This is a genomic window from Erwinia sp. AK-PDG3-5 (genome assembly GCF_056821705.1).
In genome coordinates this window covers 2,946,442-2,960,873 of sequence record NZ_CM165967.1, presented here as the reverse complement: position 1 = coordinate 2,960,873, position 14,432 = coordinate 2,946,442, and the positions used below count along the sequence as shown (strand labels likewise).

The 14,432-nt window shown below is 53.9% G+C and carries 12 protein-coding genes; 5 read left to right on the top strand and 7 right to left on the bottom strand.

The features are described from left to right. Nucleotides 1-131: 131 nt before the first annotated feature. On the top strand, nt 132-1,604 hold the full coding sequence (locus tag AC1UKS_RS13670; RefSeq protein WP_482434044.1) for a phospholipase D family protein: 1,473 nt from the start codon (nt 132-134) through the stop codon (nt 1,602-1,604). 41 nt (nt 1,605-1,645) lie between these two features. Here the strand turns inward: AC1UKS_RS13670 and mdoC are convergent, their stop codons facing one another. Next, complete coding sequence (mdoC, locus tag AC1UKS_RS13665) at nt 1,646-2,797, bottom strand: glucans biosynthesis protein MdoC (RefSeq protein ID WP_482434043.1); 1,152 nt, start codon at nt 2,795-2,797, stop codon at nt 1,646-1,648. 270 nt (nt 2,798-3,067) lie between these two features. Between mdoC and mdoG the strand changes: the two genes are divergently transcribed. The 3 genes from mdoG to AC1UKS_RS13650 all read left to right on the top strand — a co-directional run bounded on the left by mdoG (nt 3,068) and on the right by AC1UKS_RS13650 (nt 7,572). Next, nucleotides 3,068-4,606, top strand: a complete 1,539-nt coding sequence (mdoG, locus tag AC1UKS_RS13660) for a glucans biosynthesis protein MdoG (protein WP_173585496.1) — start codon at nt 3,068-3,070, stop codon at nt 4,604-4,606. Continuing rightward, on the top strand, nt 4,599-7,169 hold the full coding sequence (gene mdoH / locus AC1UKS_RS13655; protein WP_105759273.1) for a glucans biosynthesis glucosyltransferase MdoH: 2,571 nt from the start codon (nt 4,599-4,601) through the stop codon (nt 7,167-7,169). The genes mdoG and mdoH overlap by 8 nt, the downstream gene beginning before the upstream one ends. Nucleotides 7,170-7,329: 160 nt before the next feature. Beyond that, the gene (locus AC1UKS_RS13650; protein WP_013201634.1) at nt 7,330-7,572 is read left to right on the top strand and encodes a YceK/YidQ family lipoprotein; all 243 of its coding nucleotides are present in this window, start codon (nt 7,330-7,332) and stop codon (nt 7,570-7,572) included. Nucleotides 7,573-7,637: 65 nt separating this feature from the next. On the opposite strand, the gene AC1UKS_RS13645 is transcribed toward AC1UKS_RS13650, so the two are convergent. From AC1UKS_RS13645 to AC1UKS_RS13630, 4 genes are all read right to left on the bottom strand, one after another. Further along, a complete protein-coding gene (locus AC1UKS_RS13645; protein ID WP_151037796.1) occupies nt 7,638-8,036 on the bottom strand; it encodes a MysB family protein in 399 nt (132 codons plus the stop codon). 176 nt (nt 8,037-8,212) lie between these two features. Further along, nucleotides 8,213-9,448, bottom strand: coding sequence for a multidrug efflux MFS transporter MdtG (gene mdtG, locus AC1UKS_RS13640; protein ID WP_482434040.1), 1,236 nt, complete (start codon nt 9,446-9,448; stop codon nt 8,213-8,215). A gap of 158 nt (nt 9,449-9,606) precedes the next feature. After that, nucleotides 9,607-10,527: a Kdo(2)-lipid IV(A) acyltransferase gene (locus AC1UKS_RS13635; RefSeq protein WP_482434038.1), complete on the bottom strand. Its 921-nt coding sequence runs from the start codon at nt 10,525-10,527 to the stop codon at nt 9,607-9,609. Nucleotides 10,528-10,687: 160 nt separating this feature from the next. Beyond that, nucleotides 10,688-11,782 (bottom strand): NADH:flavin oxidoreductase/NADH oxidase, encoded by a 1,095-nt coding sequence (locus AC1UKS_RS13630; RefSeq protein WP_482434036.1) that lies wholly within the window; start codon nt 11,780-11,782, stop codon nt 10,688-10,690. A gap of 214 nt (nt 11,783-11,996) precedes the next feature. Here AC1UKS_RS13630 and trhO point away from each other — a divergent pair, with 214 nt between their 5' ends. Then, nucleotides 11,997-13,046 carry an oxygen-dependent tRNA uridine(34) hydroxylase TrhO gene (gene trhO, locus AC1UKS_RS13625; RefSeq protein ID WP_013201642.1) on the top strand — a complete coding sequence of 350 codons (1,050 nt, stop codon included), beginning with the start codon at nt 11,997-11,999 and terminating at the stop codon, nt 13,044-13,046. Nucleotides 13,047-13,094: 48 nt separating this feature from the next. Here the strand turns inward: trhO and AC1UKS_RS13620 are convergent, their stop codons facing one another. Together AC1UKS_RS13620 and AC1UKS_RS13615 are read right to left on the bottom strand one after the other, a co-directional pair. Further along, complete coding sequence (locus AC1UKS_RS13620; RefSeq protein WP_482436987.1) at nt 13,095-13,667, bottom strand: YceI family protein; 573 nt, start codon at nt 13,665-13,667, stop codon at nt 13,095-13,097. Between the two features lie 23 nt (nt 13,668-13,690). Continuing rightward, nucleotides 13,691-14,245, bottom strand: a complete 555-nt coding sequence (locus AC1UKS_RS13615; protein WP_265910126.1) for a cytochrome b — start codon at nt 14,243-14,245, stop codon at nt 13,691-13,693. Between the last annotated feature and the right edge of the window lie 187 nt (nt 14,246-14,432).

Here is a 14,432-nt window from a genome sequence, read left to right as displayed (position 1 = left end):
TCGCAACGCACTGGGCTAAGTCTAGACTAAATGCCATTGCAGGCCGCAATCAGAACAGTCGCATGACAATACGGGCAAACAGCATTGATAATAGAACCAGCAGGACCTTTCCTTCGAACTAAGGACCATTGATGGCCGAAGCCTATACCCCCGAACCTGACGAGCCTGATTTTGCGCAGACGCGTCTGACCCGTGCCGTCTCTCCGCTGGTGGACAATCATCCCGACCACAGCGGCATTCACCCGCTTGAAGATGGCCTGGACGCGTTTGCGGCCCGCTATCTGCTGATGACCATGGCCGAGCACACGCTGGATATTCAGTACTACATCTGGCAGAACGACATGTCCGGGCGACTGTTGTTTAGCGCGGTACTGGACGCCGCGGAACGTGGCGTTAAGGTCCGGCTGCTGCTGGATGACAACAACACCATGGGGCTGGATGAAACCCTCAGCCAGCTCAGCAAGCACCCGAATATCGCGATCCGGCTGTTCAATCCCTTTTCGTTCCGCACGCTTAGAGCGCTGGGCTATCTCACCGACTTTGCCCGGCTCAATCGCCGTATGCACAACAAAAGTTTCACCGTAGACGGCGAAGCCACCATTGTTGGCGGACGAAATGTGGGTGATGAGTACTTTGGTGCGGGAGAAGAGCCGCTGTTTTCCGATCTCGACGTGCTGGCGATTGGCCCGGTGGTGGCCGAGGTGACGAAGGACTTTGAACGTTACTGGAAAAGCCGGGCGGTTGAACCCTTCAGCAAAGTGGTTGAGCTGGATGACGCGGCGGCCAACAGTGCGGTGTCATTACCAGAAGCCTGGCACAGCGACCCGCAGGTTGAGCGCTATCTGGAACGGATTCACGCTTCGCCATTCGTCGCGCAGCTGGAAAGTGGCGATCTGCGGCTAATCTGGGCGAACACCCGCTTGCTGAGTGACGATCCGCGTAAAGGATTAGGCCGGGCGAAAGCCGGGAGCCTGTTGCCTCAACGCATGCTGGAGGTGATTGGCAAGCCCCAAACGCAATTCGATATTATCTCGGCCTACTTTGTCCCAACGCGAGCCGGCGTGGCACAGCTGCTGTCGCTGGTGCGCAAGGGGGTTAAGATAGCCATTCTCACTAACTCTCTCGCGGCCAATGACGTCTCGGTAGTGCATGCCGGTTACGCCAAATGGCGCAAGAAGTTGCTGCGCCACGGCATCACCTTATATGAGCTGAAACCGCATACCGATAATCGCGATAAGCCGCATGACCGGGGATTAACCGGTAATTCAGGTTCCAGCCTGCATGCGAAAACCTTCAGCGTCGACAACGAAAAGGTGTTTATCGGCTCGTTCAACTTTGACCCGCGTTCCGCCATGCTCAACACCGAAATGGGCTTCGTAATTGAGAGTGAATACCTCGCCTCCAGTATTCACCAGCGGTTTATCACCCGGATGCGCGACCGGGCCTGGACCTTACGTCTGGACAAGTGGGGGCGGGTAAACTGGGTGGAGTATCCGGGAGAAGGGGAGAAAGAGATTGTGCATAAGCATGAACCCCGAACGCGATTTATGCAGCGGTTGCTGGTTCGTCTTGTGTGGCGGCTGCCGATTGAGTGGCTACTTTAAGGTGATAACACGCCCGTTCAGCAGATGAACGGGCGTTTTTTTTAACTGACTTTTTCAGCGGCAGTCTTTTTGCGCAGGGGTTTTCCTGAGAACAGGAAACGCAGTAACGGCACGCGCAGATGGATTTCGTACAGCATAAACGCGATACCAAACACAAAGATCAATCCGGCAAAGAAGCCAAGGGTGTTGCTGCCGATCTCGGGTACGAACAGGATGCCGTAGACAATGGTCAACGGATGGTGCACCAGGTAGATAAACAGTGAGGCATTGACCAGATAGGTCACACGCGGGGAATGCGAGTTCAGGAAGCGATGTCCCAGCGAGAACACCACGTTCACCATCCACAGGCCCATCATCATCGACACCACCGCATCAATCTCGTACAGCCAGCCTTCGCCTTTGTTGTAGGTCTGGTTAGCCACGTAAGCCACAAACGCCAGCGTTGAACCGACAAAAGTCCAGGGCACCGGTTTGACGAACAGGGCTTTAATCGCCGGATACTTCCACGACATGGCGCCCAACATAAAGAAAGGCAGGAAGAACAGCGACTGCATCACCGCATAATTAAACAGGCCATCGCCCAGCAAATCGGGGGCAAAAATAAACAGCAGACGACGAATGGCTCCCCAGGCCAGGCTGCAAAGCAGGATGGCGAGGGACAATTTGCTCCAGCTTATGTCGGAATAGTCTGTTTTTGAGCCTTTGCCATCGCGCAGCCATTTAAAGGCCCAAATTCCGACAACGGTCAATACCACCAGCACCAACAGGAACCAAAGATGGGAAATTAAATTCCACGCCAGCGCATTAAACCGTTGGTAAAAACTGAAGTCATGCCAGTCGCCAATCTTGCTGGTCCAGTCTTTTATCAGGTAAAACTGCGGCAGCGTAAGCAGCGGAACCGCCGCCAGCATTGGGATGCCGACACGTTCAAGCCGGACTTTCAGCCAGTGCTTCGAACTGTATCGTAGATAAAGCATGTAGGAAAAATACCCGGAAATGACAAAAAATACCTGCATACGAAAAGCATGAATAAAGTCATTTAACAGGGTCAGCCACTCAGATGGGGCCGGGCTGTTCACCGTCCAAATCTGGGTGGAATAAATCAGGGAGACGTGAAATGGCACGCCCAACAGCATCAAATAGGCCCTGATCGAGTCAAAAAAGTATTCTCTTTCCTGTGTGTTTTTAGTCATATATATCCAGTATTCAACACGTTAACGCGTTGGCTCACCCTGAGCCACGCTAAAGCCTTACGCTCACTCTAAGGTAGAAATCGCGGGTATACTATCAGGCTAATCTGGATCCATTAAACTCTTGAGAATAAGGCGATTAGCGCAGGTAACACGAGGAACTAAATGATTGCCGAGCTGTCGGAATGCTGAATAATCCATTAAGATGGATAGGATTGATTTAAGCACACGAAAGGGGGGGATGTGCTGATTAAAATGAAAAATAAGCCAAAACTGATGAGATTGCGCTGGTTAGGCGTAACAGTTTTGCTGTCGATGTATGCCAGCTCCAGCTGGGCTTTCAACATTGATGACGTAGCAAAGCAGGCTAAAGATTTGGCAGGGAAAGGGTACGAAGCGCCGAAAAGCAATTTGCCTTCCCAGTTGCGGGACATGAAATATGCGGATTATCAGCAGATTCAGTTCAATCGCGATAAAGCCTATTGGAGTAAGCTGAAGACCCCATTCAAGCTTGAGTTCTATCATCAAGGAATGTACTTCGACACACCGGTGCAGATTAATGAAGTCACCGCTTCGACGGTTCGACAGATTAAATATTCACCTGATTACTTTAACTTTGGCAACGTAAAGCACGATCCGGAAACGGTTAAAAACCTCGGTTTTGCCGGGTTTAAAGTGCTGTACCCGCTAAACAGTAAAAACAAGAAAGATGACGAGATCACCAGCTTCCTGGGCGCGAGCTACTTCCGCGTGATTGGTGCCGGCCAGGTTTATGGTCTCTCTTCTCGTGGTCTGGCTATTGATACTGCATTGCCGTCTGGCGAAGAGTTCCCACGCTTTAAAGAGTTCTGGATTGAACGTCCAAAACCGTCTGATAAGCACCTGGTGATCTATGCGCTGCTGGATTCGCCGCGGGCGACGGGAGCCTATCGCTTCCTGATCACCCCAGGCAAAGAAAGCACGGTTGACGTGCAGTCTAAAGTCTATCTGCGCGACAAAGTGGGCAAGCTGGGCGTGGCTCCGCTGACCAGTATGTTCTTGTTTGGGCCGAACCAACCTTCGCCAAACACCAACTACCGTCCGCAGTTACATGATTCCAACGGTCTCTCTATCCATGCCGGTAACGGCGAGTGGATCTGGCGTCCGCTGAACAACCCGAAACATCTGGCGGTGAGCACCTTTACCGTTGAGAACCCGAAAGGCTTCGGACTGTTGCAGCGCGGACGTGATTTCGATCAGTATCAGGACCTGGACGATCGTTACGATCTGCGTCCAAGTGGCTGGATCGAACCACAGGGTGACTGGGGTAAAGGCCGCGTAGAGCTGGTCGAGATCCCAACGGCGGATGAAACCAACGACAACATCGTTGCTTTCTGGACGCCGGAAAACCTGCCGGATCCGGGCAAAGAGATGAACTTTAAATACCGTCTGCACTTCACGCGCGACGAGAGCCAGCTGCATTCGCCAGATGTGGCGTTTGTGAAAAGTACGCTGCGCTCAACGGGCGATGTGAAGCAGTCTAACCTGGTTCGCCAGCCGGATGGCACGGTCGCCTTCGTGGTGGACTTCACCGGTCAGGACATGAGCAAGTTGCCGGAGAATACCCAGGTAACGCCTCAGGTCAGCATCGGTAACAACGGTGAGCTGGTGGAAAACAGCGTACGCTATAATCCGGTAACGAAAGGCTGGCGTCTGATGATGCGTTTACGCGTCAAAGACAACAAGCAAGCGACCGAAATGCGTGCTGCGCTGATGAGCGGTGATAAGACGCTGACAGAAACCTGGAGCTATCAGTTGCCTGCCAATGAATAAGCCTACAGTTTTACCCACTGACTATATCGATGCGCTGCCCCTTTCCGCCGAGCGGAAGGGGGCGCTGCGTGAATCGCTGCCTGAACAACCTGAAGAGGCGTTCAGCCAGCTGCACCAGTCGCTTGCAGATGGCGGCCCGGTAGAGTGTCGTCCTGACGATGCGCCACTGGAGTCGGTTAAGTCGCGTATCGAAATGAGCTGGCCGGAGTCCGTCGGGGAAGGGAAACAGTTCGATACTGATGAACTTGACCGCACCACGCTGAAAGCCATGCCTCGCCATACTCGCTCTTCCATGTACCCGGAAGCCTGGCGCACCAACCCGGTTGCGCGCGCCTGGGATTCCGTTCGTGGCCGCAAAACCACTCATCGTTATGCCGATCCTGAAGAACAGCGACAGGAAGATAAGTGGCGTCATGTTGGCTCGATCCGTCGCTACATATTGCTGTTGTTGACCATCGCACAGACCGTTGTCGCGACCTGGTACATGAAAACCATTCTGCCTTACCAGGGCTGGGCGATGATCGATCCGCTGGAGATGATCAACCAGAACTGGCAGCAGTCGGTGCTGCAGATCCTGCCTTACGTGCTGCAAACGGGGATCCTGTTCCTGTTCGCGGTGCTGTTCTGTTGGGTCTCCGCTGGCTTCTGGACCGCGCTGATGGGCTTCCTGCAGCTGATGATCGGCAAGGATAAGTACAGTATTTCCTACGGGCTGAATGGCGATGAGCCTATCAACCCGGAGCACCGTACTGCGCTGATCGTGCCGATCTGTAACGAAGATGTTGGACGTGTTTTCGCCGGTGTGCGTGCTACCTGGGAATCGGTGGCCAGAACCGGCGAAGAGAAGAATTTTGACGTCTATATTCTGAGCGACAGTTACAACCCGGATATCGCCATTGCGGAACAGAAAGCCTGGATGGACCTGGTGCGTGATGTTGGCGGGGAAGGGCGCATTTTCTATCGCCGTCGCCGTCGCCGTGTGAAGCGTAAAAGCGGCAACATCGATGACTTCTGTCGTCGTTGGGGCAGCCAGTACAGCTACATGGTGGTACTGGATGCGGACAGCGTGATGAGCGGTGAGTGTCTTACCGGTCTGGTGCGCATGATGGAAGCCAACCCGAACGCTGGTATTATCCAGTCGTCGCCAAAAGCGTCAGGCATGGATACGCTGTATGCCCGCTGTCAGCAGTTTGCGACCCGTGTCTACGGTCCGCTGTTTACCGCTGGCCTGCACTTCTGGCAGTTGGGTGAGTCCCACTACTGGGGGCACAACGCCATCATCCGTATTGCGCCGTTTATCGAGCACTGTGCGCTGGCACCGTTGCCAGGTGAAGGGTCATTCGCCGGCTCGATCATGTCCCATGACTTCGTGGAAGCCGCGCTGATGCGTCGTGCCGGTTGGGGCGTGTGGATTGCTTACGATCTGCCGGGTTCTTATGAAGAGCTGCCGCCTAACCTGCTGGATGAGCTGAAGCGCGACCGTCGCTGGTGTCACGGTAACCTGATGAACTTCCGTCTGTTCCTGGTGAAAGGGATGCACCCGGTTCACCGTGCGGTGTTCCTGACGGGCGTGATGTCCTATCTGTCGGCCCCGCTGTGGTTTATGTTCCTGGCACTGTCAACTGCGTTGCAGGTGGTGCACACGCTGATGGAGCCGCAGTACTTCCTGCAGCCCCGGCAGCTGTTCCCTGTCTGGCCGCAGTGGCGTCCGGAGCTGGCGATCGCGCTGTTCTCCACCACCATGGTATTGCTGTTCCTGCCGAAGCTGCTCAGCATCATGCTGGTCTGGTTTAAAGGGGCGAAGCCTTACGGTGGCGTGGTTCGCGTAACGGTATCTCTGTTCCTGGAAATGCTGTTCTCGGTGCTGCTGGCACCGGTACGTATGCTGTTCCATACGGTGTTCGTGGTAAGCGCATTCCTCGGTTGGGAAGTGGTGTGGAACTCTCCGCAGCGTGATGATGATGCAACGCCATGGAGCGAAGCCTTCAAGCGTCACGGTTCGCAGATGGCACTGGGTATTGTCTGGGCTGCAGGAATGGGCTGGCTTGACCTGAACTTCCTGTGGTGGCTGGCGCCAATCGTCTTCTCGCTGATCCTGTCGCCATTCGTGTCGGTGTTCTCCAGCCGTTCAACGACCGGTGCTGCGTCAAAACGCGCCAAACTGTTCCTTATACCGGAAGAGTACGATCCGCCGAAAGAGCTGGTGGATACCGACCGTTACGTGGAAGTGAACCGTGAGCGCGCGCTGAAAGATGGCTTTATGCACGCCGTGTTTGACCCATCGTTCAACGCCCTGGCCAGTGCGTTAGCGACCTCCCGCCACCTGAAAAGTGATGTGCTGGAATTCGCCCGTGACCGCCAGGTTGATCAGGCACTCAGTGAATCGCCGGCCAAGCTGGATCGCGATCGCCGTCTGGCGTTAATCAGCGACCCGGTGACGCTGTCGAGGATGCATTACCGCTTGTGGGCGCATGCTGACAAGTATCACGACTGGTTCGATTACTACAAGTCGTTGAAAATGAATCCGCAGGCGCTGCAGAACACCAAGCCTGAAACGGTGTAAACGCTGAAAAGTAAAAAGGCCGGGAATTGTTTCCCGGCCTTTTTTATGCCCAACGTCGGTGGCGCTTTACGCTACGCTTACGGAAATTTTGCGTTTTTTGCCAGATAGCGTTTGCGCAGTTACTCTACAATGGCGCGTTTTTCTTCAGTTAAAGGTGGTTATGATTAAGCTTATTTACCGCGGCATTCTGACGGGAGCGATCGTGGTGCTGTTGACGGGCTGCGGCAGTATTATCAGCCGGACGTTTCCGGGGCAGGGACACGGCAACCAGTATTATCCTGGCGTGCAGTGGGATGTGCGAGACACGCCATGGCGCTTTCTGACCATTATCGATCTGCCGCTGTCACTGGTGGTGGATACGCTGTTGCTGCCTGTCGACGCGCACCACGGTCCTTACGAATAAAAAGCCCGGCAGCTCAGCCGGGCTTACTTCTGCGCTTAGATCGGCACACAGGGCCGGAGCAGGGGCTATTGGTAGCGTTCTGACTCGCTGTTGTCATCTTCCCACTCATCCGCTGCCGCTTTGCCCTCTTCGGTGTCCGTAGGCGGCTCAAGCTGGAACTCACCTTCATCCCACTCGTGCAGCGTATTTTCAGGCAGCCATTCCTGACGGATTTCAATCTCATCGAAATCGTCATCAAAAATCGCCTGGGCAGCCTCGCCGCCACGCAGCGATAAACATTCCCCTTCATCGCCTTCGTTAGCGAAGAACTCGGCCTGCCACATGATATCGCCATCCTGCATCACATATTTCTGCAGGTTGAACTGGCCCACTGAGGCGTCCTCTTCTTCCATTTCCGGGTTTGCAGCCAGAAACTCTTCACGTGCGGCATCAATGGCTTCTTCAAGCGTTGCGAACATGCTCATGTGGGTTTTTCTCCATAACAACTGATTCAGGTTTTAAAAAGGATAGTCGAAGATTGCTGAGGGGAAACATCTGAGGATAAAAAAAGATGAAAGGAATTTTGTTCAGGCGTTTCAGCAGGTTAATAAAAGGGCTGGGCAGGATTGAGTACAAACTCGGCGCGATCCTGCCAGCTGATTCACTCATCCAGCATCGAACTGCGATCGACGCGACGGCGCAGGGTGATCCACGAGTAGATAGCGTTAAACAACACCACGCAGCCGGTCACCACGAAAACGGCGCGGAATCCCCAGTGAGCCGACACGGCAGCGCCCATTAGCGGGCCGGTGACGTTGCCAATGTCTCTGAAAGACTGGTTATAACTGAATATTCGTCCCGCCACCTGATTGCTGGCGTTATAAATCAGCAGCGTCTGCACCGCAGGAAGGAGCGCACCATCTGCGGCACCGAGCAGGAACCGCAAAATACCCAACTGCAGCGGATTCTGTACCATCGACATCGGGATCAGCAATAGCACCGACACCAGCAGCATCGCCACCAGGATCCGTTCCGGGCCAATCCGGTCGCCCAATTTCCCCAGCCGTGGTGCACTGATTAGCGCCGCCACGCCGGGCACTGAGGCGATCAGCCCGCTGACAAAAGCCAGGTTCTGAATATCTCCGGCCAGATCCCGCACGTACAGGGTCAGAATCGGCGCTATTGAGCCGGTGGCCACCTGAATAATCATCGTGGTAACAAACAGCGTCAGCACCAGTCTGGGGTTTTTCAGGGTGGTAAACACCTGATGAGCGTGCAGCATGTCCTTTTTTTGCACCGGCACAAACTCTTCGCGCACGGCAAACAGCGTCATGATAAAGCAGACGAAGAGAACCGAAGCGGTAATAAAGAACACCGGACGCAAACCGAAACTGTCCGCCAGTAATCCGCCGATTAGCGGGCCAATCAACGCGCCGCTGACGGCACCGGTAGAGAGCCAGCCGAGCGCCCAGCCGCTTTTGTTACGGGGCACCTGCGTGGCTATCAGCGCATTGGCATTGGGCACAAACCCGCCCAACAATCCCAGCACCGCGCGCAGCGCCAGAAACTGCCAGATTGACGTCGCCAGGCCCATCAACACCATCACGACAGACATGCCTAACGCAGAGCGCAACAGCATGATCTTACGGCCTTTACGGTCAGCAAGGCCACCCCAGAAAGGGGAGGCAATGGCAGAAAACAGGAAGGTAATGCTGAACACCAGTCCCGACCACATATTCAGTGACTGAGGGTCGGTAACGCCCAGCAATTCGACATACAGCGGAAGGAACGGCATCACCAGGCTGAAGGCGATGCCGGTCAGAAAGCAGCCGCACCAGGCGACAAACAGATTTTTTTGCCAGTTGATCGAGGAGAGCGGAACGTCAGCAGTAGCCATAGTTCAGTGTAGGACCTGTAGGGTGGATTTTATTATTAGCAGGCTAATTATGCGCGCAAAAAATCTGCATTAACAGGGGGGAGATAAGGAAAAGAAACAGCGTTGAAAAAGGGTTTCAGTTTGGTAGCAGGCGAGGAAAACCCTGCTACCAATCAGATTTAATAAAGGGAAGACTCACCGGCGGGGCGGGTTTTAAAGCGGCGATGCAGCCACATATATTGCTCGGGCGCCATCAACACGCCGCGTTCGATCACCTGATTCATCCTGGCTGCCGTGGCGGCTTCATCATCCAGCGGCATGTCTTTCTCTTCGGGCAGGATCACCATTTCATAGCCTTTGCCGTGCGGCAGACGGCGCGGCACAAACGGGATCACCGCAGGATGACCGCTGCGAATAAGCAGATAGCTACCTTTGGTCGAAGCGGCCTTATCGACGCCAAAGAACGGCACAAACACGCTGCTCTTTGGACCATAATCGTGATCCGGTGCGTACCAGATAATGTCGCCGCTTTTTAACGCGCGGATCATGCCTTTCAGATCTTTACGATCCAGCATACTTTTATTGGAACGCATCCGGCCCCAGGTCTGTAACCAGTCCAGCAGCGCATTGTCATTGGGACGGTACACGCCGATGCCGGGATTGTGGATGCCGAAAATACGGGCGCCCAGCTCCAGCGTTAAGAAGTGCATGCCAATCAGTAAAATACCTTTGCCGTCTTCGTGTGCCTTATCGATGTGCTCGAGTCCGCTGACGTGGAACCACTTATTAATGCGCCAGTTTGGCCAGAACCAGGCCATGCCAGTTTCGATCAGTCCCATACCAACGGATTCAAAATTACGTACTACCATCGCTTCACGTTCTGCTTCCGGCATGGTTGGAAAGCACAGCTCCAGATTACGGTGAGCAATATTCACGCGCTTACGCAGGAAACGCATTGAAAGGCGTCCCAGGCCGCAGCCAATATAATAGAGGATCGGGTAAGGCAGCAGGACCAGCAGGTACAGGAAGCCAATACCCAACCAGGTATGCCAATAACGAGGATGCAACAACGCGCGCGTAAATTGAGGCAGCTGAGTCATGAGTGTCCAGATCGCATAAAAAGGGCAGTATTATGCTGCCCAAGAACTTTTAATTATGGCCTATTGTGCCATTTATTAAGGACAGATTGAAATAACCCGCTGTCGTAAGTTGATTTGGGTCGCCAACAGCATAAACAGGCTATGGCGGCCCCTATAAGGCTTACTGCTTAAACAGCCCTTTGACCTCATGAGGCTCGCAGCGCCAGTATTGCTCTGGTGCCTGCACTTTCGCACCGAGTTTCGCCGCCGCGTGCCAAGGCCAACGAGGATTGTAGAGCATACCGCGCGCCAGCGCGACCATATCGGCCTGTTGTTCAACCAGCACCGCTTCGGCCTGTTCCGGCTCGGTGATCATACCCACTGCGATAACCGGGATCGTGACGGCTTTTTTAATCGCTGCGGCAAAGGGCACCTGATAATTCGGCCCGACCTTAATTTGCTGCGCAGGGGACAGGCCGCCGCTCGACACGTGGATGTACGCGCAGCCTTCAGCCTCCAGCGCCTGACTTAACGCAATGGATTGTTCCACATCCCAACCGCCTTCCACCCAGTCGGTAGCGGAAATGCGTACGCCAACCGGTTTGTTTGCCGGGAAGACGCGGCGGACGTCGCGGAAAATTTCCAGCGTCAGACGCATTCTGTTTTCCAGCGAGCCACCGTAGATATCATCACGCTGGTTCGACAGTGGGGATAAGAACTGATGCAACAGATAGCCATGGGCTGCGTGCACTTCAATCAAATCCAGGCCAAGCCGATCGGCGCGAATAGCACTGTCGATAAAGGACTGTTTGATCTCATCAATGCGCGCTTTGGTCAACGCCACTGGCGTGCCGTCGGTCTGATTAAACGGAACGCCAGAAGGCGCAGAGGTTTGCCAGCCGCCTGCTTCGGGCTGCAGGAAACCGCCGCCGCGCCATGGCACATCGGTAGAAGCTTTACGTCCGGCGTGGGCAAGCTGGATACCAATCGGCATCGAGGAGTGCTGACGCACGTCTTTTAACACCGAACCCAACGCCTGTTCAGTTTCATCATTCCACAACCCCAGGTCCTGCGGCGTGATGCGACCCGCGGCTTCAATCGCGGCGGCTTCAATGATCAACAGGCCTGCACCAGAAAGCGCCAGATGGCCAAGATGGATGCGATGCCAGGCGGTGGCGTTACCGTGGTCGGCGGAATACTGGCACATCGGTGCGATGGCGATACGATTCTCAAGGGTGAGCTTACCGAGGGATATCGGACTGAAAAGCTGGCTCATGCAGGTTCTCCGGTGGGTTAACAATGTCAGGGACAAAGGCTAACTATAGGCAAATATTTTTACCGCGTTGAGCAGGTCATGCTTTTACCTGAAGCCGTCAACACAGCCGCATCGGACCTTTTCGTCGGTTTTACCGGATTCCGGTTTGATTTTTCTGCTATTCAGGTATGATAGCGCCCGCAAAATTTCTCTATTGAACGCAGGAACGTACACCATGCCAGTGTTACATAACCTTGTTTCCAATGAAGAGCTGCGCGCGCGGATGTTGGCCGAAAGCGAACCGCGTACCACAGTCTCTTTTTATAAATATTTTACCCTCGACGATGCTAAAGCCTTCCGCGATGCGCTGTATGTTGCGCTGACTAAGCTGAAAGTCTTTGGGCGCGTTTACGTTGCCAGTGAAGGGATTAATGCCCAGATCAGCGTGCCAGCCAGCCAGTATGAAACGATGAAAGCGATGCTGTATGCTTTCCATCCGGCGCTGGATAATCTGCGCATGAATATCGCGCTGGATGACGACGGAAAATCGTTTTGGGTATTACGCCTGAAGGTACGTGAGCGCATTGTCGCCGACGGTATTACCGATGACACCTTCGATGCCAGCGATATTGGCGGCTATCTGAAGGCGAACGAAGTCAACGCGATGCTAGACGATCCGGATGCGGTGTTTGTCGATATGCGTAACCACTACGAATACGAAGTGGGGCATTTTGATAATGCGATGGAAATCCCGGCCGATACCTTCCGCGATCAGCTGCCAATGGCGGTTGAGATGCTGAAAGACGATAAAGAGAAAAAAATCGTCATGTATTGCACCGGCGGGATCCGTTGTGAGAAAGCCAGTGCGTGGATGCGTCATAACGGCTTTGAAAACGTTTATCACGTTGAAGGCGGCATTATCGAATATGCCCGCCGTGCGCGTGAGCAGGGCTTGCCGGTACGCTTTAAGGGCAAGAACTTTGTCTTTGATGAGCGGATGGGTGAACGCATTTCTGACGATGTGATTGCTAACTGTCACCAGTGCGGTGCCGCCTGTGACACTCACGTCAATTGCAAAAACGATGGCTGCCATTTGCTGTTTATTCAGTGCGCCAGCTGTGCCGAGCAGTATAAAGAATGCTGTAGCCCAATCTGCATGGAAGAGTTGGCATTAACGCCTGAAGAACAGCGCGCCCGCCGTGCTGGCCGGGAAAATGGCAATAAGGTGTTTAATAAGTCACGTGGCAAGCTCACGATGACGCTGAAAATCCCTTCAGCAGAGTAATACAATCCGGCCGGGTGTCAGACATCCGGCCGGGTGGTTATCCGTCAGTTACTGACGAATCCCTTCTACCGAGATCATCAGCTGCACATCTTGTGAGGCTGGCCCCAGATCGGTTTTAATGTTGAAATCTTTTAACGCAACTTTGGTTTCGGCTTCAAAGCCCGCACGATAACCTCCCCACGGATCCTTGCCTTCACCTAGCTTTTTCGCTTCCAGCGTCACCGGTTTAGTGACCCCGTTCAGCGTCAGGTTGCCGGTAATATCCAGTTCGTCGCCATCCTTTTTCACCGCAGTTGAGACAAAGGTTGCCTGAGCGAATTTGGCCACGTTAAGGAATTCCGCGCTGCGCAGATGCTTATCGCGTTCCGCATGGTTAGTGTCGACACTGTTGGTATTGATGGTCACATTGACCTTATCTTTCGACGGATCGGCTTCATCAAAGGTGAAGCTGCCGTCAAAGTCTCTGAACGTGCCGTACAGCCAGCTATAGCCAAGGTGCTGAATACGGAACTGGACAAAGGCATGTTGCCCCTGTTTATCAATTTTATAGTCAGCGGCTGAGGCGGTTGCCGCACTCGCCAGCAGTGCGGCAGTGGTCAGTGCTAACAGGCTTTTATTCAACATAGTTCTGTTCCTTTCAGAGGTTAATCAACGCGGCTACCCAGCATCCGCTTCAATGTACTGTCTCGATCGACAAAATGGTGCTTCAGGGCGGCCAGGCCATGCAGAGCGGAGAGGATCACCACGCTCCAGGCCAGCCACAGGTGAATATCGCCGGCCAGGTCGGCCTGCTCGCCAAAGCCTTCCAGCGTGGCCGGCACGGAAAGCACGCCAAAGACCTCAATCGGTTTGCCATCGGCGGTTGAAATCAAATAACCGCTAATGAATATGGCGAACAGAATGCCGTACAGCAGCAGATGAACCGCAACGGCGCTCACACGAGTCAGTGTGGAGTAACTGCTTAACGGCTTTGGCGGCGGGGAGATAAATCGCCAGATCACCCGCAACACCATGACGGCAAACAGGGTGATGCCGATGCTTTTGTGCAATTCCGGGGCAGGGTGATACCAGCTGTCGTAATAGCCGAGGGTGACCATCCACAGGCCGAGCGCAAACATGCCGTAAAGGGCAATCGCCACCAGCCAGTGCAGCATGACGCTGACGGTGCCAAAACGGGTGGGGGTATTTTTCCAGCGCATGTTTACATCCTGCAATCAATTTTTGCCAAGACTGGATAATTCAAAACATAAAATCAACAACTAATTACCCGTAGTAAACAAATAGTGAATGTCATTCAGAAATATTGAATTTTATATCTGGTTATTGTCACTAAATTTGGTTTTTGCGGGCTTGGGGTGATGTTGTGTGGCTTGCTTGTAAAGGGTT

Bases quoted from the DNA above. Each gene is read 5' to 3' on its own strand.
- AC1UKS_RS13670 (WP_482434044.1), top strand. From the start codon at position 132: ATGGCCGAAGCCTATACCCCCGAACCTGACGAGCCTGATTTTGCGCAG.
- mdoC (WP_482434043.1), bottom strand. From the start codon at position 2,797: ATGACTAAAAACACACAGGAAAGAGAATACTTTTTTGACTCGATCAGG.
- mdoH (WP_105759273.1), top strand. From the start codon at position 4,599: ATGAATAAGCCTACAGTTTTACCCACTGACTATATCGATGCGCTGCCC.
- AC1UKS_RS13650 (WP_013201634.1), top strand. From the start codon at position 7,330: ATGATTAAGCTTATTTACCGCGGCATTCTGACGGGAGCGATCGTGGTG.
- AC1UKS_RS13645 (WP_151037796.1), bottom strand. From the start codon at position 8,036: ATGAGCATGTTCGCAACGCTTGAAGAAGCCATTGATGCCGCACGTGAA.
- mdtG (WP_482434040.1), bottom strand. From the start codon at position 9,448: ATGGCTACTGCTGACGTTCCGCTCTCCTCGATCAACTGGCAAAAAAAT.
- AC1UKS_RS13635 (WP_482434038.1), bottom strand. From the start codon at position 10,527: ATGACTCAGCTGCCTCAATTTACGCGCGCGTTGTTGCATCCTCGTTAT.
- AC1UKS_RS13630 (WP_482434036.1), bottom strand. From the start codon at position 11,782: ATGAGCCAGCTTTTCAGTCCGATATCCCTCGGTAAGCTCACCCTTGAG.
- trhO (WP_013201642.1), top strand. From the start codon at position 11,997: ATGCCAGTGTTACATAACCTTGTTTCCAATGAAGAGCTGCGCGCGCGG.
- AC1UKS_RS13615 (WP_265910126.1), bottom strand. From the start codon at position 14,245: ATGCGCTGGAAAAATACCCCCACCCGTTTTGGCACCGTCAGCGTCATG.